General features: G+C 61.7%; 17 protein-coding genes. 10 read left to right on the top strand and 7 right to left on the bottom strand.

Features of this window, described 5'->3' with window-relative positions:
* Positions 1 to 56: 56 nt before the first annotated feature.
* Positions 57 to 2,510, bottom strand: coding sequence for a penicillin-binding protein 1A (locus ACFWXH_RS05195; RefSeq protein ID WP_379118119.1), 2,454 nt, complete (start codon positions 2,508 to 2,510; stop codon positions 57 to 59).
* Between the two features lie 326 nt (positions 2,511 to 2,836).
* Positions 2,837 to 4,087: an N-acetylmuramoyl-L-alanine amidase gene (locus tag ACFWXH_RS05190; RefSeq protein ID WP_379118117.1), complete on the bottom strand. Its 1,251-nt coding sequence runs from the start codon at positions 4,085 to 4,087 to the stop codon at positions 2,837 to 2,839.
* A gap of 641 nt (positions 4,088 to 4,728) precedes the next feature.
* Between ACFWXH_RS05190 and ACFWXH_RS05185 the strand changes: the two genes are divergently transcribed.
* Positions 4,729 to 7,563 (top strand): ribonuclease E/G, encoded by a 2,835-nt coding sequence (locus ACFWXH_RS05185; RefSeq protein WP_379118115.1) that lies wholly within the window; start codon positions 4,729 to 4,731, stop codon positions 7,561 to 7,563.
* 98 nt (positions 7,564 to 7,661) lie between these two features.
* Here the strand turns inward: ACFWXH_RS05185 and ACFWXH_RS05180 are convergent, their stop codons facing one another.
* Positions 7,662 to 7,898: a DUF378 domain-containing protein gene (locus ACFWXH_RS05180; RefSeq protein WP_054313073.1), complete on the bottom strand. Its 237-nt coding sequence runs from the start codon at positions 7,896 to 7,898 to the stop codon at positions 7,662 to 7,664.
* A gap of 103 nt (positions 7,899 to 8,001) precedes the next feature.
* A complete protein-coding gene (locus ACFWXH_RS05175; protein WP_379118113.1) occupies positions 8,002 to 9,150 on the bottom strand; it encodes a pyridoxal phosphate-dependent aminotransferase in 1,149 nt (382 codons plus the stop codon).
* A 153-nt stretch (positions 9,151 to 9,303) separates the two neighbouring features.
* Between ACFWXH_RS05175 and ACFWXH_RS05170 the strand changes: the two genes are divergently transcribed.
* From ACFWXH_RS05170 to aat, 6 genes are all read left to right on the top strand, one after another.
* Positions 9,304 to 10,707 carry a M48 family metalloprotease gene (locus tag ACFWXH_RS05170; RefSeq protein ID WP_379118111.1) on the top strand — a complete coding sequence of 468 codons (1,404 nt, stop codon included), beginning with the start codon at positions 9,304 to 9,306 and terminating at the stop codon, positions 10,705 to 10,707.
* Positions 10,708 to 10,768: 61 nt separating this feature from the next.
* Positions 10,769 to 11,539: a DsbA family protein gene (locus ACFWXH_RS05165; RefSeq protein ID WP_379118108.1), complete on the top strand. Its 771-nt coding sequence runs from the start codon at positions 10,769 to 10,771 to the stop codon at positions 11,537 to 11,539.
* A gap of 162 nt (positions 11,540 to 11,701) precedes the next feature.
* Entirely contained in the window at positions 11,702 to 12,136 is a 435-nt protein-coding gene (gene aroQ / locus ACFWXH_RS05160; RefSeq protein ID WP_379118106.1) for a type II 3-dehydroquinate dehydratase, read from the top strand.
* A 28-nt stretch (positions 12,137 to 12,164) separates the two neighbouring features.
* Entirely contained in the window at positions 12,165 to 12,629 is a 465-nt protein-coding gene (accB, locus tag ACFWXH_RS05155) for an acetyl-CoA carboxylase biotin carboxyl carrier protein (protein WP_379118104.1), read from the top strand.
* 18 nt (positions 12,630 to 12,647) lie between these two features.
* The gene (gene accC / locus ACFWXH_RS05150; protein WP_054313079.1) at positions 12,648 to 13,991 is read left to right on the top strand and encodes an acetyl-CoA carboxylase biotin carboxylase subunit; all 1,344 of its coding nucleotides are present in this window, start codon (positions 12,648 to 12,650) and stop codon (positions 13,989 to 13,991) included.
* Positions 13,992 to 14,143: 152 nt separating this feature from the next.
* Positions 14,144 to 14,770, top strand: a complete 627-nt coding sequence (gene aat / locus ACFWXH_RS05145) for a leucyl/phenylalanyl-tRNA--protein transferase (protein WP_379118101.1) — start codon at positions 14,144 to 14,146, stop codon at positions 14,768 to 14,770.
* Between the two features lie 16 nt (positions 14,771 to 14,786).
* On the opposite strand, the gene ACFWXH_RS05140 is transcribed toward aat, so the two are convergent.
* A complete protein-coding gene (locus tag ACFWXH_RS05140; RefSeq protein ID WP_379118099.1) occupies positions 14,787 to 15,356 on the bottom strand; it encodes a DUF2155 domain-containing protein in 570 nt (189 codons plus the stop codon).
* 233 nt (positions 15,357 to 15,589) lie between these two features.
* Positions 15,590 to 15,988, bottom strand: a complete 399-nt coding sequence (locus ACFWXH_RS05135) for an NADH:ubiquinone oxidoreductase subunit NDUFA12 (RefSeq protein ID WP_054313081.1) — start codon at positions 15,986 to 15,988, stop codon at positions 15,590 to 15,592.
* A gap of 253 nt (positions 15,989 to 16,241) precedes the next feature.
* Here ACFWXH_RS05135 and panB point away from each other — a divergent pair, with 253 nt between their 5' ends.
* On the top strand, positions 16,242 to 17,081 hold the full coding sequence (gene panB, locus ACFWXH_RS05130; protein ID WP_379118097.1) for a 3-methyl-2-oxobutanoate hydroxymethyltransferase: 840 nt from the start codon (positions 16,242 to 16,244) through the stop codon (positions 17,079 to 17,081).
* Positions 17,078 to 17,929, top strand: coding sequence for a pantoate--beta-alanine ligase (panC, locus tag ACFWXH_RS05125; protein WP_379118096.1), 852 nt, complete (start codon positions 17,078 to 17,080; stop codon positions 17,927 to 17,929). The genes panB and panC overlap by 4 nt, the downstream gene beginning before the upstream one ends.
* Positions 17,930 to 17,951: 22 nt before the next feature.
* On the opposite strand, the gene ACFWXH_RS05120 is transcribed toward panC, so the two are convergent.
* Complete coding sequence (locus tag ACFWXH_RS05120) at positions 17,952 to 18,473, bottom strand: hypothetical protein (protein WP_379118970.1); 522 nt, start codon at positions 18,471 to 18,473, stop codon at positions 17,952 to 17,954.
* 139 nt (positions 18,474 to 18,612) lie between these two features.
* Between ACFWXH_RS05120 and ACFWXH_RS05115 the strand changes: the two genes are divergently transcribed.
* Positions 18,613 to 19,215, top strand: coding sequence for a TetR/AcrR family transcriptional regulator (locus ACFWXH_RS05115; protein ID WP_379118094.1), 603 nt, complete (start codon positions 18,613 to 18,615; stop codon positions 19,213 to 19,215).
* Positions 19,216 to 19,230: the final 15 nt, after the last annotated feature.

The raw sequence follows: 19,230 nt of genomic DNA, 5'->3' as shown, positions 1-19,230 counted from the left end.
GCCTGTAAAGCGAAATGGGCCGACGCAAGGCCGGCCCATTTGCAACTCTAATCTGATCAGTAGAGGCCGCCGCCGCCCGATTGGATCGCTTGCGAAGCCTGTGGCGAAAGCCCAGTCCCGGGACCGTTCGAACCGTCCGACCCCATACCGATGACCCAGTAGCTGTCGGCCGGGCCAGTGCCGGGCTTGAAAGCTTCCATGATCGTGTTGGAGTCGCCCTCGTTGGCGCGCATGCCTGTCTTGCGGTTGATCGCGACCAGGGTCATGCCTTCCGGCACCTTGAATTCGATCTTCGGCTGGCCGACCAGCGCCTCGCGCATCATGTCCTTGAAGATCGGTGCCGCGAGACCACCACCGGTAATACCCTTGCCGAGCGGCTTGGGCTGGTCATAACCGAGATAGAGACCGACCAGCAGGTTCGGCGTGAAGCCGATGAACCAGGCGTCCTTCTCGTCGTTGGTCGTGCCGGTCTTGCCAGCCATCGGGTAGCCGAGCTCGGCGACGGTGGCGCCGGTGCCGCGCTTGATCACGCCCTCCATCATGGAAGTGATCTGGTACGCCGTCATCGGGTCCAGCACCTGCTCGGAATTGTCGGTCAGTTCCGGCTCGGGCTGGTTCTTCCATTCGGTTGCATTGCAGTTCTCGCAGGTGCGTTCGTCCTGACGGAATACCGTTTTGCCGTAACGATCCTGGATGCGGTCGATGACCGACGGTTTGATCGACTTGCCGCCGTTGGCCATGATCGCATAGGCAGAGACCATGCGCATGACGGTGGTTTCGCCCGAGCCGAGCGCCATCGGCAAGTACGGCGCCAGTTTGTCATAGACGCCGAAGCGCTCGGCGTATTCCGCCACCAGCTTCATGCCCATGTCATTGGCCAGACGGACGGTCATCAGGTTGCGCGAACGCTCGATACCGTTGCGCAGTGTCGACGGGCCGGCCGAGTTGCCGTCATAGTTCTTCGGCGTCCAGGTGGTGTTGCCGGACTGGATGGTGATCGGGCCGTCCATAATGACGGAGGCAGGCGTATAGCCGTTATCCAACGCTGCTGCATAAACGATTGGCTTGAACGACGAACCGGGCTGGCGCATCGCCTGGGTGGCGCGATTGAATTCGGAGGCCGCGTAAGAGAAGCCTCCGACCATCGCAAGCACGCGGCCGGTGTGCGGGTCCATGGCAACGAGGCCGCCCTCGACCTGTGGCACCTGGCGCAGCAGATAGTCGGAACCGCTGTCCCCCTTCCTTTGGACGAAGATGACATCGCCAGCCTTCAGGACTTCTGCCGGGGACTTCGCCTTCAGGGTCTTGTCATCCTGCTTGTAGCGCATCGCCCAGCTCATATCCTCGCGCGATACCGTGCCCTCGACACGATCCTTGACGATGTCGCCGGAAGCTTCGCGATCCGGCTGCAGGCCGATCGACAGGCCCTCGCTGGAGCTGTCGAGCACAACGGCGAGCGTCCATTCCGGTACATCGCCCAGTCCTTTGACGGCGCCCAGGGCCGGCCCCCAATCGCCGGACACGTCGATATGCGTGATAGGACCGCGATAGCCGCGCAGCGTATCGAATTTCATCAAGCCGCTCTGCATCGCCTTGCGGGCGAACAGCTGCAGCTTGGGGTCGAGCGTGGTGCGGACGGAAAGGCCACCTTCATACAGCGCATTCTCGCCATAGCGGGAGATGATCTGGCGGCGGACTTCCTCGGTGAAATATTCGCCGGCGAAAAGGTAAGTGCCGTTGCGGCGCGGCTTGACGCCGAGAGGCTCTGCCTTGGCCTTCACGCCCTCTTCCCTGGTCACGTAGCCATTGTCGACCATCTGGTCGATCACCCAGTTGCGGCGCTCGATGGCGCGCTCGGTGTGGCGGAAAGGGTGGTAGTTGGACGGGCCGCGCGGCAGCGCTGCGAGATAGGCAGCCTCCGCCACCGTCAGTTCGTTGACCGACTTGTCGAAATAGGTAAGCGCGGCGCCCGCGACGCCATAGGCGTTCAGGCCGAAGAAGATTTCGTTGAGATAGAGTTCAAGGATACGATCCTTGGAATAGGCCTGCTCGATGCGGAAGGCGAGGATCGCTTCCTTGATCTTGCGGTCGATCGTCTGGTCGGCGGAGAGCAGGAAGTTCTTTGCCACCTGCTGGGTGATGGTGGAAGCGCCGACCGGGCGACGCGAACCCCAGTTCTGCACGTTGACGATGATGGCGCGGCCAAGGCCGGTGATGTCGATGCCGGGATGCGAATAGAAATTCTTGTCTTCGGCCGACAGGAAGGCTGCCTTGACGCGGTCAGGTACAGCCTGGATCGGCAGATAGAGGCGACGCTCGCGGGCATACTCGGCCATCAGCGCACCATCGGAAGCATGGATGCGGGTGGTGACCGGCGGCTCGTATTTGGCCAGGACCTCGTAGTCCGGCAGTTCCTTGGCCAGATTACCGACATAGATTGCGACGACCGCAGCGGCCAGCAAAGCCAGCATCGTGCCGATGCCGAAAAAATAGCCGATAAGACGAATCATGCCCACTCCAGTCCGTGGCCCGGGATTTCCCTAGCGCATGACCCCGGAAATCGGAATCGATTTCGCCGGTGCTCCTGCGCTTCTTTACACACGCTACGGCGATCCTGGCGTACTGCCGCGCATGAGAACGCCATAAACGATACTGCCTGCCACGCAAGGCTCGGGAACCACCCGGCCGTTCGCCACCCTTTGTCGTGGCGATGTGGACAAATTGCGGCAACCGCAAATTTCCTGGCCAATTGGCCAAAACATTAGCACCCGATGTTGTCGGGGCGCAACGCCGCCAAGCCAAAGGTGAACGGAAGCGCGCGCCTGCGCGGGCAGGCCTACCCTCCCGCGTTCATCCGCGATGCCGCGAAAGCCGAAACCGCCTTGCTGATGCTTTCAGCCGCCTTGCCACGCCATTCCGGATTGGTGAGTTGGGCCTCGTCCTTGGCGTTGGACAGATAGCCCAGTTCGACCAGAACCGAAGGAACATCCGGTGCCTTCAGCACGCGAAATCCAGCGAAACGGTGGGGATTGTTGATCAGGCCGACGCTTGTCGCGAGCTCGCCGACCAGCGTCTGCGCAAAGCTCATCGAGAAGGAATGGGTCTCGCGGCGGATCAAGTCGATCAGGATGTCGGTGACTTCCTGGCTGTCTTCCTTGATCTCCATGCCCGCGAACTGATCGGACAGGTTCTCGCGATCGGCCAGCGCCTGCGCCTCCGGATCCGAGGCCTTGTCGGATACCGTGTAGACCGTGGCGCCACGAATGCCCTTCAGGCGAATGGTGTCGGCATGGATCGAAATGAACAGATTGGCGCCGCGCTGCCTGGCGATGCGTACGCGATCGTCCAGGCGCAGGAACGTGTCATCCTCGCGAGTGAGCGAGATCTCGTATTTGCCTTCGGCGGAAAGCCTGTCGCGCAGTTCCTTTGCGAAGGCGAGCGTGACGTTCTTTTCGACCGTGCCGTTCAGCCCCTCCGCTCCGCCGTCTACACCGCCATGGCCGGGATCGATGACGATGGTAAATTTGTGGGAGGTTACCGCCGGCACCGGCTTGGCCAGACGCTCGCGCTTGTCTGGAGAAACCGTCGAGGCCGTGGTGACTGCCTGGTCGGCGAGAGCAGCGTCGAACTCGCGATCTGAAACAGCCGAAATATCGAGCGCCATGCGATAACCGGAACCGTCTTCATTTTTAAGGACATCCAGCTTGTCGACACGGAACGGCCCTTTGCTGATCAGGATCAGCCGGGAAGCCCCTGCCTCGATCTGGCCGTAGCGCACGCTTTTGACCAGCCCGCGCGCCTTCAGGTCCTTGGCGCTGAAAGCCAGTTTGGAGTTCGGCACGTCAATGACCAGACGATGCGGGCCGCGCAGCAGGAACCAGCGCGGATCGGGCTCACGGTCGAAATCGACAACGACGCGCATTTTGGTGGCGTCGCCCGCCATTTTGTAGCCGGTCGCCGCCAGCGGGACTTCGGCAGCGTGCGCTATTGCTGGCAAGATCAGGCTCGCAAACACGACGAACAGTGCGCAACACAATACGCCTACCCAGCCGCCGAGCCTCTTGTTCGTGGTTGCCTTCAGCCCCATCTCAGTTCCAGTCGCTGCCGATTCATCGAACCGGCCCGGTTGTTTGATCGAAGACGCGCTTAAGCGGTAAACTCGATTAACGATTGGTATCCAGAGAAGGTTAACCAAGCCTTTTCAAGTGCGATTTCGCTGACGGAACGGCCCTTTGCCGGCATGGAAATCGGGGTTGCCTTCCTACGCGTCAAATCATAAAAGCGATGGTGGGTCACTGCAATCCTAGGACCACCTTTCCCCTCAGCTTTGTGCTGGGCCCGGGTGAGAGGTAAAGGTTTCGCCAAGGCGGCGGGAATGCAGGTGATCGCGACGATTTTCGCAGTCGCTTACCCGAGGCGGGGGAAATGACTGCGGCAGGAAAACGGCAAGGGTTGCACCGCGCCGGCTCTACAGGAGCAAAACAAGCTGGTCCGGTTTTTCTTCCGGGCTTAGGTTCAAAAAGGTCCGTTCGGTTTTGACGGTTTCAGGAATTATAATGGAAAGGTCCGCATTCAACCGCGCCAACATGGCTGCGGGCGGCACCGCCATCGCCCTGAAGCGGCCCACGGCGGACGCACAAATGTCCGGCACTCACGCACAAACAGCATCACGGCAGCGGGCATTGCCCCGTCGGCCGCGACTGGCGGCTGCCGGGAGGAAACATAATAATGCCCAACAAGATGCTAATCGACGCCTCCCACCAGGAGGAAACACGCGTAGTCGTTGTTCGCGGTAACCGCATCGAAGAATTCGACTTCGAATCGCAAGACAAGAAACAGCTAAAAGGCAACATCTATCTCGCTCGCGTCACGAGGGTTGAGCCGTCGCTGCAAGCGGCCTTCGTGGAATATGGTGGCAACCGCCACGGCTTCCTGGCCTTCAGCGAAATCCATCCCGACTACTACCAGATCCCGGTCGCCGACCGTCAGGCGCTGCTGCGCGCCGAGGCCCAGGAAGCCGAAGACGACGAGGATGACGAGAACGGTGATGGCGGCGAAGAACGTCAGGAACGCAATCGCGGGCGGCGCGGCCGCCGTCGTGGCCGCAATCGCGATCGTGGCGAACGCAAGCGTGATGCTGCTGCCAGCGAGGACGGTGAAACGGGTGACGAGGCAGTAGCAGCCGACGAAGGCGCCGAAGCTGTTGAAAGCGTCGAATCAAACGACGACAGCGATGCTGACGAAGGTTCCAGCGGTGGCTCGATCGCGGCCAGCGTCGAGGTCGACGTGATCTCGGAAGAGATCGAAATCGCACGGGAAAGCGGTGAAGAACAGCCCCATACCGCCCGAGACAACAACAGCGACGAGACCGCACCTCCGGCAGATGCCGACCGCGGCACGCTGGAGGAAGTCCCCTCCTCCCATTCCGACGACCACGAGATCGAGTCGGTCGGCGCAGAGGACGCGCTGGAGGAAATCCGCGATCGTCGCAGACCGGTGCGCAAGCAGTACAAGATCCAGGAAGTCATCAAGCGCCGCCAGATCCTGCTGGTCCAGGTCGTCAAGGAAGAGCGTGGCAACAAGGGCGCGGCACTGACCACATATCTGTCGCTCGCCGGCCGCTATTCCGTTCTGATGCCCAACACCGCCCGTGGTGGAGGTATCTCACGCAAGATCACCAACGCACAGGACCGCAAGCGGCTGAAGGAAGTGGTTGCTGACCTCGAAGTGCCGCAGGGCATGGGCGTGATCCTCCGCACCGCCGGTGAAAGCCGTACCAAGGCCGAGATCAAGCGCGACTACGAATATCTCATGCGACTGTGGGAGAATGTCCGCAACCTGACGCTCAAATCCACTGCGCCGGCGCTGGTCTACGAGGAAGGCTCACTGATCAAGCGTTCGGTGCGGGATCTCTACAATAAGGAAATCGACGAGATCCTGGTGGCGGGCGAAGACGGTTATCGCGAGGCCAAGGACTTCATGCGCATGCTGATGCCCAGCCATGCCAAGATGGTCCAGCCTTACCGCGACACGTCGCCAATCTTCGCGCGCAACGGCATCGAGGCACAGCTCGACAAGATGTTGCAGCCGCAGGTGACGTTGAAGAGCGGTGGCTATCTGATCATCAACCAGACCGAGGCGCTGGTTTCCATCGACGTGAACTCGGGCCGTTCGACGCGCGAGCATTCGATCGAAGACACCGCGCTGCAGACCAATCTGGAGGCAGCCGAGGAAGTCGCCCGCCAGTTGAGGCTACGCGATCTCGCTGGCCTGATCGTCATCGACTTCATCGACATGGAAGAGAATCGGAACAACCGGGCGGTCGAGAAGAAGCTGAAGGATTGCCTGAAGAACGATCGCGCCCGCATCCAGGTCGGCCGCATCTCGCATTTCGGTCTCATGGAGATGAGCCGCCAGCGCATCCGCGCCAGCGTGCTGGAATCGACCATGAAACCTTGCCCGCATTGCGGCGGCACCGGTCATGTCCGCTCCGATTCCTCCGTCGCGCTGCTTGTCGTGCGCGCCATCGAGGAATTCCTGCTCAAGGATTCGCGCAGCCACATCACAGTGCGCACGCCAGCGGCAACCGCGCTCTACGTGCTCAACCACAAGCGTTCCACGCTGGTCGAACTGGAAACCCGCTTTGGCCTGACGATCACCGTCGAGGCTGACGAAACAGTCGGCTCTCAGCACTATTCCATCGTGCGCGGCGCGATCGCCGAGAAACCGGAAGGCTTCGTCGAAATGAAGCCGCAGCCGATCCCGGTCGAACCCGAAGAGCCGGAAGACGAGATCATCGTCGAGGACGAGGAAGAGACCGAAGAGGAACAGCCTCGTCAGGAACAGCAGGCGCGCGAGGGCGACAGCCAGCGCGACCGCAAGCGCCGCCGGCGTAGACGCCGTCGCGGCGGCCGTGATCGTGACCAGGCCGCCCCGGAAGCCGAGGGCGACGATGGTGTCGCGGCAGCCGATGACGAGGCTGGCGAAGAGAGCGATGCGGATGATGCCGTCGCTGAGGCCGCTGCAGTGGAGACCACTGCTGCAGGCGAGACCGTTGCTGCAGACGAGAGCGATGACGAGCCTGCCAAGAAGCGCCGACGGGGCAAGCGCGGCGGCAAGCGCAGCCGCAAGGAAGACGGCGAAACCGCCGAGGATACGGTCGACGCTGTCGCGATCGATAGCGAGACCGTAATCGCCGAAGCCATTGCCGAAGTGCCGTCGGCCGAGCCGCAAGCGGCGCCTGCTCCAGAAGAGGCTCCGGCCGAGAAGCCGAAGAAACCGCGCCGCACCGCAAAGTCGAAGAAGGCTGAGGCTGCTGCTGCCGAAGCAGCCGCGGTTGAGGTTGCAACCGAAGCACCGGCCGACATCGTCGTCGAGGCGGCGCCGGTAGTCGCGAAGGATGCCCCGGCAGGGAAGAAACCACGCGCTTCACGCCGCAAGGCCGCCAGCGCGGAAACTTCCACAGCACCAGTCGTTTCCTCCACGGCCACAGCGGAAGCTGAAGAAGTCAGTGAAGAAAAGCCGAAGCGTGCCGGCTGGTGGCAGCGCAAGGGTTTCTTCTGAGGCAGCAAGTCGGCGCTGGCGGAAAACCGTCGGACCCGTAAGTTTCGCATGAAAAAAGCGGCGGCACTTGTGCCGCCGCTTTTTCGTCCTGGAGGACTTTAGTGATGGCGGATATGACGTTCCGCCGAAACCTCACCTTCGCTGAAGGCCTGCACAAACGGCATGAGCTGCCATACGGCCGAAAGGCCGATGATGACAGAGACCAGCCGGGCGAGCGGGGTGCCGGTGCCTCCGAACAGCGTTCCGAGGACGTCGTAGCCCACAGCGCCCATGACCAGCCAGTTCAGGCCGCCGATGATGATCAGGACGAGGGTGACAAGGTTCATGGCGCGCATTGGTGCCTCCATGGGTTGTGTCTGACGTTAAAAACGCGATCTGACCCAGCCGGTTCCCGCAATCGCGAAATCGTGAAGAGCATGAGGGTGTTGCTACCCTTGCCTATTTCAGCCAGCGCTCCAGTCGCAACATTGCCTCGACCATATCGTCATGGCCGCCAGCGTACGAAAAGCGCATATAACGATGACCCTGCAACGGATCGAAGTCGCGACCCGGTGTGGCCGCGACATGAGCTTCCGCCAGCATCTTGCCAGCGAATGCCATGCTGTCGTTGGTAAGGCGCGAGACATCGCAGAAGGCATAGAATGCGCCATCCATCGGGGCGGCCAGTGCAAAACCGAGTTCTGGCAGGCGCTTCATCAGCAATTCGCGGTTCCAGGCATAACGCGCCTTCACCGCGTCCAGTTCCTTGGTCGCCTTGAACGCCTCGATGGCCGCCACCTGGGAGAGTTCCGGCGCCGAAATGTAGAGGCTCTGTGCAATGCGCTCGACAGGTCTCACCAGTTCTTCCGGCAACACCATCCAGCCGATGCGCCAGCCGGTCATGCAATAATATTTGGAGAACGAGTTGATCACCGTGACGTCGCGACCGAAGGCCAGCGCAGTGGTGTCGGGCGCGCCATAGGCCAGCCGATGGTAAATCTCATCGGAGATCACCGCTATGCCGAGCCTATCCGCCGTTTCGATCAGCGCCTTTAGCGCTTCGACGGGAATAACCGCTCCAGTCGGATTGGCAGGGCTGGCGAACAACACGCCCTTCAGTGGTTTCTCGGTATGGGCGCTGGCCAGATGTTCGGCGTGCAGATAGGCAGCACCCTCCAGTTCGATCTCCACCACCTCGATGCCGAGGGCTGCCATGATGTTGCGGTAGGCCGGATAGCCGGGGGCAGCGATGGCGACGCGGTCGCCGGCATCGAACATGGCGAGGAAGGCCAGATTGAAAGCGGCGGAAGAACCCGTCGCGACGGCGATGCGCTCCGGCGCGACTTCGATTTGATAATGGTCGCTGTAGTGGGCCGCAATCGCACGGCGCAACTCGGCAAGCCCAAGTGCGTCGGTATAGCCAATGCGGCCGGCCTTCAACGCCGCGGCAGCGGCCGCGCGCACGATGACAGGCGCCGGGTCCGATGGCTGGCCGACTGCCATGGAAATCACCGGCACGCCTTCGGCCTTCAGTCTGTTGGCGCCGGCCAGAACATCCATGGCATGGAACGGCTCGACGTCTCCGCGCCGTGACACTGAAACAACCATTCTTGGCGAAACTCCTGTTAACCACGCCCGCCATCCGCGTCCGGCTGCCGGACTGCGCCGCACAATTGCCCGATTGATGGGGATCACAAGTTCAGCAAGTTTTCGCGCGCCGGCTTTTCATCGTCAACCGCCTCGTCTACCAGTGTACGCATCATGTTGAGCTTTTCACGCCCCGGACAGACGATCGCAAGGACCGCGCGTACGCTGGCGACACTGGCGCTCGGCGCTGCCATCGCTGTCACCGGCACTGTCGGCGCCCTCGCCCAGAACGTGCCGGTCGTGCGCGATGCCGAGATCGAAGCGCTGGTGCGCGACTATGCCATGCCGATCTTCAAGGCGGCCGGCCTTTCCAATGCCCGCATCCAGATCGTGCTGGTCAACGACCCGAGTTTCAACGCCTTTGTCGCCGGCCGCCGTGTTTTCATCAACACCGGCACGCTGATGCAGGCCGAGACGCCGAACGAGGTAATCGGCGTTCTGGCGCACGAAACCGGACACATCGCAGGTGGCCACCAGCAAAGGCTGCGAGAGCAGTTGGAACGCGCCAAGACTATGGCGATCGTCGCCGGCCTGCTCGGCGCCGGCGCCCTTGTGGCGGGTGCAGCCAGCAACAGCAAGGGGCTTGCGGGCGCCGGCATGGGGCTCGCCACCGGCGGCACCGAGCTGGCGCAGCGTTCGCTGCTCGCCTATCAACGCGGCGAGGAAATGACGGCGGACCGTTCGGCCATCACCTATCTCAACGCCACCGGCCAGTCGGGTGCCGGCATGCTGAAGACCTTCCAGCGGTTCCAGAGCGCGCTGTCGCTGTCAGGCGCACGCGTCGACCCTTACCGTGTCAGCCACCCGATGCCGCAGGAACGTATCTCGAACCTGCAGGACCTTGTCAGCAAGAGCCCCTATCTCGACGCCAAGGACCCACCTTCTTTGCAGCAGCGCCACAATATGATGCGCGTCAAGATAGCCGCCTTCACGCAAGGTCAGGCGGCGACGTCACGACTTCTGCGCAAGAATCCCGATCCGGTTGCCGTGCAGTATGGCGAAGCCATCTCGAATTATCTCAACGGCAATCCGAGCTCGGCGCTTGCCAAGACCGACGCGATGATCAAATCCCAGCCCAAGAACCCCTATCTCCAGGAGTTGCGCGGCGACATCCTGATGAAGGTCAACAAACCAAAGGAAGCGGCCTCCGCTTACGCCAAAGCAGTCAAGCTCGATCCAGCAAAATCGGGACTTCTTTCCGTCTCCTATGGCCAGGCACTGCTTGCCCAGCGCACGCCGGAAACCTTGAAACAGGCTATCACCCAAATCTCCAACGGCCTCGAGCGCGACCGCGAGAATGCGGGCGGCTACCGCTTCCTGGCGCAGGCTTATGGCGAGCTTGGCGACATCGGCAAGGCCGAGCTGGCGACCGCCGAAGGTTATTATTACCAAGGCGCCACCAAGGATGCCAAGATCTTCGCCATGCGTGCGCAGAAACTGCTGAAACCCGGCGAACCGGCCTGGGTGCGCGCTCAGGACATCATCGGCGCCAAGGCGCCAACCAAGAAATCGAACTGAAAACGGCAAGACGGCGGAGATCATCCCAGCCGCAGCCCATGACAGGCAAAGGAAGACGACCATGAACAAGGCCTATCTGCTCAGCACCGCCGGAGCGGCCATCGCCTTCGCCGCCGTCACCTTCGGCTTCACGGCTGGCGATACCCGTCCGGCGCTTGCCGATACCAAGCTCGACCGTGCCCAGGTCGAGGAGATCGTGCGCGACTATCTTCTGAAGAACCCGGAAATCCTGCTCGAGGTGCAGGATGCCTTGGAGACCAAGCAGAAGGAGGAGCAGAAACTCTCTGCTACCGGCGTCATCAAGGAAAACAAGGACGAGATCTTCAACGCCTCCTACGACACCGTCGTCGGCAATCCCAAGGGCAAGATCACGATCGTCGAGTTCTATGATTACAATTGCGGCTTCTGCAAACGCGCCATGACGGACATGGCGGAACTCACAAAGGCCAATCCCGATCTGCGCTTCGTTTTGAAGGAATTCCCGATCCTTGGGCCGGACTCCCAGAAGGCGCATGTCGTCTCGCAGGCATTCCAGAAGCTGATGCCCGAGAAGGCGGGCGAGTTCCATCTCGAACTGCTGGGCGGTCAGACCCGCGCTACCGAGGATACCGCCATCAAGATCGCGCTGCAGCTCGGCGCCGACGAGGCGAAGCTGCGCGAGGCGATGAAGGATCCGGCAATCATGGAGCGCTTCGCCAAGACCTACGACCTCGCCAACAAGCTCGCCATTACCGGCACCCCCTCCTACGTCATCGGCAATGAAGTGGTGTTCGGTGCTCTTGGCGCGGATGTTCTGACCGAAAAGATCAAAGCCGCGAAGCCCACGCTTTAAGCTTCCCGGGAACCGAATGCCGGACTTGACCAGGTCAAGCCCGGCAAACCGGCACTGTGGACAGGCCAAGAACGCACTTGCGCTCTTTTCGCGGCCGGTTATGCCCATTATAGAGGTCCGGCGCGCCGGCAATGTTCGGCGCGGGGATAAAGGTAGCCATTTTTGAAAACGGTTTTCGTCCTCAACGGTCCCAATCTCAACATGCTCGGCAAGCGCGAGCCGTCGATCTATGGCGACAAGACGCTGGACGACATCGCGGCCGACTGCGTGAAGGCAGGCAAGGATCTGGGGCTGACTGTCGATTTCCGTCAGTCGAACCATGAGGGCCATCTGGTCGACTGGATCCAGGAAGCGAGCGAGGCCGCTGCTGGCGTCATCATCAATGCCGGCGCCTACACCCACACCTCAATCGCCATCCACGACGCAATCCGGGGTGTCGCCCCGTTGCCGGTCGTGGAAGTGCATCTTTCCAACATCCACGCGCGCGAGCCGTTCCGACATGTGTCCCGGATCGCACCGCACGCCGTGGGCATGATCTGCGGCTTCGGGCCGCTTGGCTACACGCTGGCGCTGCAGGCGCTCGCCGCCCGCATCTGAAATGGGCGGACAACAAGAAGGGTCGGACATGACGACGAAAAAAAACGGTGTTGACCAGCAGCTGATCCGCGATCTCGCGGGCATCCTGAACGACACCAACCTGACCGAAATCGAGGTCGAACTCGGCGATCTGAAGCTGCGTGTTTCGCGCCATGCGCCGACTGTGCATGCTGTAGCGGCGCCCGCTCCGATCATCGCTGCCGCGCCGCAGGCCGCCGCAGCGACAGCGCCGGCCGCACCGAGCGCAGCGGAAGCGGCCAAGAATGCCGTGCCGTCACCGATGGTCGGCACCGCCTATCTCGCCCCCTCGCCGGACGCCAAGCAGTTCGTGGAAATCGGTCAGAAGGTGAAGGAAGGCCAGACGCTGCTGATCATCGAAGCCATGAAGACGATGAACCAGATTCCCTCGCCCCGCGCCGGCACCGTGACAGCGATCCTGGTCGAGGACGCGCAGCCGGTCGAATACGGAATGCCGCTCGTCGTGATCGAATAAGGCGCGGGAGCGGACGGAATGTTCCAGAAGATCCTCATCGCCAATCGCGGCGAAATCGCGCTTCGGGTGCTGCGCGCCTGTAAAGAGCTGGGTATCAAGACCGTTGTCGTGCACTCCACCGCCGACGCGGACGCCATGCATGTGCGCCTCGCCGATGAGAGCGTGTGCATCGGCCCGCCGCCGTCGCGTGACAGCTACCTCAACATCCACCAGATCGTCGCGGCCTGCGAGATTACCGGCGCGGACGCTGTACATCCAGGCTACGGCTTCCTGTCGGAGAACGCCAAGTTCGCCGACATCCTCGCTGCCCACAACATCACCTTCATCGGTCCCTCGGGCGACCATATCCGCATCATGGGCGACAAGATCGAGGCCAAGCGTACCGCCAAGCGCCTTGGCATTCCGGTCGTGCCAGGCTCGGACGGCGCGGTCTCCGACGAGAAGGAAGCCAAGCGCATCGCCACCGAGATCGGCTATCCGGTCATCATAAAAGCGTCCGCCGGCGGCGGCGGCCGCGGCATGAAGGTAGCACGCACCGAAGACGATCTCGAGGTGGCGCTCGCCACCGCTAGGTCGGAAGCGGGAGCGGCCTTCGGCGACGACGCGGTCTATATCGAGAAGTATCTCGAAAAGCCGCGCCACATCGAACTGCAGGTGTTCGGCGACGGCGCCGGCAGGGGCGTGCATTTCGGCGAACGCGACTGTTCGCTGCAGCGCCGCCACCAGAAGGTATGGGAAGAGGCCAACTCCCCTGCTCTTAACGAGGAAGAACGTGCCCGCATTGGCGGCATCTGCGCCAACGCTGTCGCCGATCTAGGCTATTCGGGTGCCGGCACGATCGAATTCCTCTACGAGAACGGCGAATTCTATTTCATCGAGATGAACACGCGCCTCCAGGTGGAGCATCCGGTAACAGAAGCCATCACCGGCATCGACCTTGTGCACGAGCAGATCCGCGTCGCGTCGGGCGGCGGACTTTCGGTGCGGCAGGAAGACATCAAGTTCAACGGCCATGCCATTGAATGCCGCATCAATGCCGAGGACCCACGTAACTTCACACCTTCGCCGGGCACGATCACGCATTTCCACACGCCCGGCGGGCTTGGCATCCGTGTCGATTCCGGCGTTTATTCGGGCTATCGCATCCCACCCTATTACGACAGCTTGATCGGCAAGCTGATCGTGCACGGGCGCAACCGCGTGGAATGCATGATGCGCCTGCGTCGGGCGCTCGACGAATTCGTCGTCGATGGCATCAACACCACACTGCCGCTGTTCCGCGACCTCGTCGGCAACCCCGACATCGCCAATGGCGACTACGACATCCACTGGCTGGAAAAATATCTGGCCAAGACGGAGTGAAAGGCAGTGCGTCCTTCGAGGCTCGCTCCGGGGACGCACCGATAGAGCGGCTGCAGTTGAGATGAATCCTGGCTCTATCCCTTTGTTTTGTCGCATGATCTTATTCGAAAAGCCTGCAACTTTTCGGGATCGTGCCTGAGCATAACATTGAGATGACCCGCCCTTTCGCACCCGGCTATCGCATCCCGACCGACCTTCTGCTCAAGGCCTACGCCTCGGGAGTCTTTCCGATGGCCGAGAGCGCGGACGATCCGGAAGTATTCTGGGTGCGGCCGGAAAAGCGCGGCATCATCCCGCTCGATGGCTTCCATGTTCCGAAAAGCCTTGCCAAGACGATCCGCAAGGCCTCCTTCGACATTCGTTTCGACCATGATATCGCGGCGACCATCGACGGCTGCGCCGAACAGAGGCAAGAGCGCCAGTCGACCTGGATCAACGCGCCGATCCGCGAAGCTTATCTGCAACTAGCCCGGATGAGCCATTGCCATTCGGTCGAAGCCTGGCAGGAAGGACGCCTCGTCGGTGGGCTCTATGGCGTGTCACTCGGCCGTGTCTTCTTCGGCGAAAGCATGTTTTCGCGCGAGACCGATGCCTCCAAGGTCTGCCTCGTCCATCTGGTCGAGAGGCTCAAGGAGCGGGGCTTTGCCCTGCTCGACACCCAGTTCACTACCGAACATCTGAAGCGTTTCGGTGCCGTCGACGTACCGCGCGGCCGTTATGAAAAGATGCTCGCCGCCGCCCTGCAAGGTGGGGCGACATTCAACCCCGAAGCAGACTGAGAGGCGGACGCGCCGTTCAGTTGGTTGGTTGTTTGCTGTCGACCTTTGCGGGCGCGCCGCTGGACGACGGCTTTGCCGCCACAGGCGCCGGCACGTCGGACTTCTGCTTGCAGCCCTTCAGCCACACGTCGTAGACGGCGTGTTCGACGGCGTTAATGCCGGGGCTTTCGGCGAACATCCATCCGGTGAAAATGCGGCGAATCTTGCGGTCGAGCGTGATTTCGTCGACTTCGACGAAAGAGTCCGTCTTCGGCGCCTCGGCGCCGGGCCGCGAATAACACACGCGCGGCGTCACCTGCAGCGCGCCGAACTGCACCGTTTCGTCGATATAGACATCGAAATTGATGATGCGGCCCGTGATCTTGTCGATACCGGAAAACTCGGCGACCGGGTTGGCGACGCGTTCAACCTTCGTCTCGGGGGCAGGCTTGTCCTGAGGAGGTTGCTTCTGAGCAGGCTGGTCACTTTGAGCCGGTTGCTGCTGGGCCGGGTCCTGCTGGGCCGGGTCCTGCTGAGCCGGCTCCTGGGCCGGTTGTTCCTGGATAGGCTGGCCCTGGTTATCGTCCGGCTGGATCTCGAACGGCATCTGGGACGGAGTCTCGCCAGAGGGCGGATCCCATGGCATCTGCTGCGCGTTAGCATGAAGCGGGTAAGCAACCGCCAGCATCGCTGCCAAGGCGCCGGTCGAAAGGCAGCTGAAAGATCTCATACGGACGATCCGTCTTTGGGCAGGTGATTCTCAACGCCCAAAGGTAGAGCGTTCCAGCGAAGCGAACCAGCTAAACGGCAAATGTGGCGAGAACCCGAACTGTTCCAGACTCAGGAGCCCGGCGTCCAGGCGTCGTAATCGCCTGTCACCTGTGGGCGGTGCTGGCTGCCCAGGATCGAGCCCTTCGGGCGGTACGCCGCGGCGCTGCCGGTCAAGTTAGGCAGATGCGGCTTCTGCCACTCGCGTGGCTTGTAGGTTTCGTTCGCCGGTGCGACGTCGACTCGATGATGAATCCAACCGTGCCAGCCAGGGGGAATGGCCGAAGCTTCCGACTTTCCGGCATAGATCACCCAACGGCGTGTTTGCCCGTCGGAATTGATGCCACCTTCGTAATAGATGTTGCCGAATTCGTCCTGGCCGACCTTCTTGCCATGGCGCCAGGTATGGAAACGCGTGCCCAGCGTCTGGCCGTTCCACCAGGTGAAAAACTGCGTCAGAAAGCCTGCCATGCTGGTCCTCGCGGGCGTTTGCCGTTGCCTGCTTATGGCGCCCTGTCGGGCGGAAGGCAAGGGTTTAGATCGTCGCGATGAAGCGGAACTCCCCCTTCCTCTCCCGGGGAGACAGGGAAAGCTCGCCTCCATTTCGCAACTGCTCAAATTCATCTCGCACTTGCAAAATAATTAGCCGCTCCGTATCCCTTGAGATGCCCGGCGTCCACCGGGCTATCGAACAGGCCCTGCTTGTCTGTCGAGGGAGGAAAAGATGGCTTCCGATGCGACTGCGGCTGCACCCCGCATTACGCCTGCCGTGCTGTCGGCCCGCAAGGGCGGCACGCCCATCGTCTGCCTGACCGCCTACACCTATCCCATCGCTCGCTTGCTTGACCCCCATGTCGACCTTCTGCTGGTCGGCGACAGCGTTGCCATGGTTTTGCACGGTCACAAGACAACGCTCGGCGCGACCATGGACATGATGATCCTGCATGGGCAAGCAGTGATGCGCGGTTCGCGCCACGCCTGCGTGGTGCTGGACATGCCGGCTGGCAGGTATGAAGAATCGCCTGCCATTGCCCTCTCCTCCGCCCGTCGCCTGATCGATGAAACCGGCTGCGACGCCGTGAAGCTGGAAGGCGGTGTCGACGTCGAAGCGCAGATCGCCGCCATTGTCAGTGCCGGCATCCCGGTCATGGGCCATATCGGGCTGCAGCCGCAATCGGTTGAGAAGGACGGCGGCTATAAGATCAAGGGCGGTACCGATGCCGCAACCGCGGCACTCCTGGCCGATGCCGAGGCTGTCGAACGGGCTGGCGCCTTTTCGATGGTTATCGAAGGCACAATGGAACCGGTGGCAGCGGAGATCACTCGAAGGGCAGCGATCCCGACCATCGGCATCGGTGCCAGTGCAGCCTGCGACGGGCAGATCCTCGTCATCGACGACGCGATCGGCCTGACCGTCGACCGGGTGCCGAAATTCGTCAAGGAATATGCCGGCCTGCGCGACATTGTGGCCGAAGCAGCCGCCCGCTATGCCGCAGAAGTGCACGCGCGTAGCTTCCCCGGTCCCGAACATGTCTTTCAACCGAAGGGCACAAAAGAATCATGAAACGCCCACAAGTTGTTGAAACCGTTTCCGATCTTCGCGCCGTCGTGCGGGAGTGGCGCAAGCAGGGCCTGAGCGTCGCCATGGTACCAACCATGGGCGCCCTGCATGATGGTCACGTCTCGCTTATGCGCATTGGGCTCGAGCGTGCCGACCGCTGCGTGGTGTCGATCTTCGTCAACCCAACGCAGTTCGCGCCAACCGAGGACCTCGACAAATATCCGCGTCAGCTCGCAGCTGACCTCGACCGGCTGGCGCAAGCCGGCGTACAGCTTGCCTTCACACCAACAGCGGCGGAAATGTACCCGGAAGGCTTCGCTGCCAAGGTGACGATCGGTGGCCCCTCGGCAGGGTTAGAGACCGATTTCCGCCCGACCTTCTTCGAGGGCGTGGCCACCGTGGTGGCCAAGCTTTTCCTGCAGACCCTCCCCGACTTGGCGATCTTCGGCGAGAAAGACTACCAGCAGCTCTGCGTGGTGAAAAAGCTCTGCCGCGATCTGGATATTCCTGTCGAGATTGTCGGCGCACCGACGGTGCGCGACGCCGAAGGCCTCGCCATGTCCTCACGCAACGCCTATCTCTCGCCGGGCGAACTTGCTCAGGCACGAGAGCTCAACAAAATTCTCCGTCATGCCGCGCAGGCCCTTCATCTCGGCGCCGATGCGCAACAGACGCTGGACGAAGCCCGCCGGCAAATCCTCGCAGCCGGCTTTGGCAGCGTAGACTATGTCGAGGCGCGCGAGAGCGATACGCTTGCATCCTGGCGACGCGACCAAGAAGGTCGCATCCTGGTGGCCGCTCGTCTCGGTGCCACCCGGCTGATCGACAATGTGGAAATCGTACGCAGCTGAGTGCGTTACCCAATCCAGGCCATCAGGATGTCAGCTCGCCGGTAGTGGCCTGTCCCGTCTTGGACCACGGCCGTGCCAGCATATAGAACGCCAGAATGTGGGTAATCATCAAAGCCGGCACATACAGGATCGGAATCCAGTAGGCCGCGACCAGCTCGCCCGCCCGTTCCGGAAGCCCGAGTTGCACCCCATGATAATAGTTGATCAGAAGATCGACCGTTCCCACCACGTTGAAGGCGACAACGAACAGCCAGAACAGCGGACGCATCCGAACCGTCAGCAACGCAATCATGGCAAGCCCCCCTGTGATGAAATCGCCATAGGCTGCGGATGGAGCAAAATCGGCGGGCAGTCCCGGACCGACGACACCAGGGAGTATGAAGACCAAACCGAAAAAGCGAAAACTGTGCAGCACAGCAATGGCGCGCTGAACCTGCCAGGGCTCCATGGACTTCAGTCCAGGCAACACATAGGTGCCAAGCACCAGCAGCCAAGGCACATAGCCAAGAACGAGTTGGACTGTGAAAATAGTCGCCGGCGACATATGCATCTCCCGTCGGGACTCTCCCGACCAGCATGAATGATGGAATGCGACAACTTCGGCCATTATGATGGTACCCATTGGTACCAAAGTCAAGGAGGACGATTTGACGACAATGTCGAAGACCTCACGGCCGGACGACGTGGACCAGAAGCCCGCCCGGGCACGCATCATCGACGCCGCCTTCGCGGCCTTCGGCGTGCACGGCTATGCTCAGACGAGCATGCTGGAGATCGCAACCCGTGCCAAAGTCTCCAAGCGCGAGCTCTACGCACTGGTCGGCAACAAGCACGACATGCTCGTCGCCTGCATCACGGAGCGGGCCGGCCGCATGCGACCACCGGCCGAGATGCCCAAGCCTCATAATCGCGAAAGCCTCGCCGAAGTTCTCTTGGCATTCGGTGATCGACTGCTTCGCGAAGTCAGCGATCCGGTTGTCCTTGGCGTTTTTCGGCTGGCGATCGCTGAAGCTGAACGAGCGCCGGAGATTGCACAGGCGTTGGATTCGATTGGCCGGGCCGCCGCGCGCGAGGATCTGGCAGCGATCATGGAGCAGGCGCAGTCGCGCGGCCTGCTAATCGGTGACACCGCTGAAATGACGGAGCGCTTCCTGGCGTTGTTGTGGGGGGATCTGTTGATGAGACTGCTGCTTCGCCTTGCCGAGCCGCCTACCCCCGAAGCGGCCAGGCACCGCGCACATGACGCGGTCTTAAATTTCTTGCGACTGCAACAGGCAAGCGTCTAAGCGCGCTTCCCGGCA

Origin of the sequence: Mesorhizobium sp. NPDC059054 (assembly GCF_042739215.1) — a bacterium.
Taxonomy (GTDB): domain Bacteria; phylum Pseudomonadota; class Alphaproteobacteria; order Rhizobiales; family Rhizobiaceae; genus Mesorhizobium.
Note: the sequence above shows the minus strand (reverse complement) of the source record. Positions and strands in the feature narration are given on the sequence as shown.

Bases quoted from the DNA above. Each gene is read 5' to 3' on its own strand.
- ACFWXH_RS05195 (WP_379118119.1), bottom strand. From the start codon at position 2,510: ATGATTCGTCTTATCGGCTATTTTTTCGGCATCGGCACGATGCTGGCT.
- ACFWXH_RS05190 (WP_379118117.1), bottom strand. From the start codon at position 4,087: ATGGGGCTGAAGGCAACCACGAACAAGAGGCTCGGCGGCTGGGTAGGC.
- ACFWXH_RS05185 (WP_379118115.1), top strand. From the start codon at position 4,729: ATGCCCAACAAGATGCTAATCGACGCCTCCCACCAGGAGGAAACACGC.
- ACFWXH_RS05180 (WP_054313073.1), bottom strand. From the start codon at position 7,898: ATGCGCGCCATGAACCTTGTCACCCTCGTCCTGATCATCATCGGCGGC.
- ACFWXH_RS05175 (WP_379118113.1), bottom strand. From the start codon at position 9,150: ATGGTTGTTTCAGTGTCACGGCGCGGAGACGTCGAGCCGTTCCATGCC.
- ACFWXH_RS05170 (WP_379118111.1), top strand. From the start codon at position 9,304: ATGTTGAGCTTTTCACGCCCCGGACAGACGATCGCAAGGACCGCGCGT.
- ACFWXH_RS05165 (WP_379118108.1), top strand. From the start codon at position 10,769: ATGAACAAGGCCTATCTGCTCAGCACCGCCGGAGCGGCCATCGCCTTC.
- accB (WP_379118104.1), top strand. From the start codon at position 12,165: ATGACGACGAAAAAAAACGGTGTTGACCAGCAGCTGATCCGCGATCTC.
- accC (WP_054313079.1), top strand. From the start codon at position 12,648: ATGTTCCAGAAGATCCTCATCGCCAATCGCGGCGAAATCGCGCTTCGG.
- aat (WP_379118101.1), top strand. From the start codon at position 14,144: ATGACCCGCCCTTTCGCACCCGGCTATCGCATCCCGACCGACCTTCTG.
- ACFWXH_RS05140 (WP_379118099.1), bottom strand. From the start codon at position 15,356: ATGCCGTTCGAGATCCAGCCGGACGATAACCAGGGCCAGCCTATCCAG.
- ACFWXH_RS05135 (WP_054313081.1), bottom strand. From the start codon at position 15,988: ATGGCAGGCTTTCTGACGCAGTTTTTCACCTGGTGGAACGGCCAGACG.
- panB (WP_379118097.1), top strand. From the start codon at position 16,242: ATGGCTTCCGATGCGACTGCGGCTGCACCCCGCATTACGCCTGCCGTG.
- panC (WP_379118096.1), top strand. From the start codon at position 17,078: ATGAAACGCCCACAAGTTGTTGAAACCGTTTCCGATCTTCGCGCCGTC.
- ACFWXH_RS05120 (WP_379118970.1), bottom strand. From the start codon at position 18,473: ATGTCGCCGGCGACTATTTTCACAGTCCAACTCGTTCTTGGCTATGTG.